This is a genomic window from Holdemania filiformis DSM 12042 (genome assembly GCF_000157995.1).
Lineage (GTDB): Bacteria > Bacillota_I > Bacilli_A > Erysipelotrichales > Erysipelotrichaceae > Holdemania > Holdemania filiformis.
This window is the reverse complement of sequence record NZ_GG657557.1, coordinates 1-1,228: the sequence shown is the minus strand read 5'-3', so window position 1 is coordinate 1,228 and position 1,228 is coordinate 1. Positions and strand designations below refer to the sequence as shown.

The window sequence follows — 1,228 nt, the reverse complement described above, 5'->3', positions numbered from 1 at the left end:
ATGAATAGCGAAGAATTCGAGGTTTGGGGTGCATATTCATTTGGTTATGATGAACAAAGTGGTTTAATATTTTTTTATGAACCCATGAAATATTATGATGTTTCGATTGTACAACTTGAAGATAGTGATCTTATCAATCAAAGCTTAGCGGATCTTGATTTCAGGAATCTTCAGTTGACAAGATATGCGAACGAGGAATTCTGCGAATCTATTTTGTTTAAAGGCCATTAATCTCATGGAGAGAGAGCTGATCACTCAGCTCTCTTTTCAGTTCGCTTAGTGAAATGGATTCAAATACAGATAGAATCATTAGATATATAGAATCTATGTGTGGAAAAATCTAGATAGATCTGGTTAAATGAGATTATAATACACAGCAGTTCACAAATAAAAGGGAGAAAAAATGAAAAAAATTGCAGGATTATTAATCGGAGATGAGTGTGATCAGCAACTGCTTGGTTTAGATGAGAAGCATGATCGATTATTTATTAAAAAAGATCAAGAATTAATTTTATTTTCGCTGGACACATTCAAGGTCGTTGGAAGATTTAATCATATGGGTTATCCAGATTCCGTTATCTTTACAGAAAACGGCCGATATGCCGCTGTTGTCTTCCGTCAGGGATTGTCTTATAGAAATAAAGTTTACGTTATTGATCTCTCCGAGGATCCCGCGGATATAAAATTTTCTTATCAAGGCGAAGCAGCGGATTCTTACCGTTTTACAATCCATTCTTTATCCAATTATCCCAATCATATTTTAATTGGCAGAAAACACAGTCTGGAATTATTTGATTGCGAAAAAGGGAAAGCAAGCGAGATTTTCTCCACGAAGAAGGAAATCCATTTAGTAAAGGTTATAGAGGGAGAGAATGAAGATTATATCGCCGTTCGTTATGTTCCAGAGCGTCAGCCTAATCCCAATATTCCTACTATCGATCCGCCGGATATTCAATATTATAAATTAAAAGACGGTTTCATCTCAAATTGGGAAAACGCTGAAAATATCACGCAATTATATTTTAAAGAGCGTACATTCCGGTTTGCGATCAAGGAGAATCAAACAATCTTAACGAATTTAGCGAATAAAATTGAACGAACCTATGATGGAAAAATTTATAAAATAGGAATTGAAAGAGTTGATGAAGAGCGTCAATATGCCTGTGGAAGTATATATTGTTTTAACCAATCTAATAAGGATTTAATTGGATATTCATTCCTGATGGAC

The 1,228-nt window shown here is 34.5% G+C and carries 1 protein-coding gene and 1 pseudogene; both read left to right on the top strand.

The features are described 5' to 3' along the window. Nucleotides 1-231, top strand: a pseudogene (locus HOLDEFILI_RS20070) (hypothetical protein); the annotation flags it as partial. A gap of 172 nt (nt 232-403) precedes the next feature. Beyond that, nucleotides 404-1,228: hypothetical protein (locus HOLDEFILI_RS08960; protein WP_006059294.1), on the top strand; the 825-nt coding region annotated here is incomplete at its 3' end.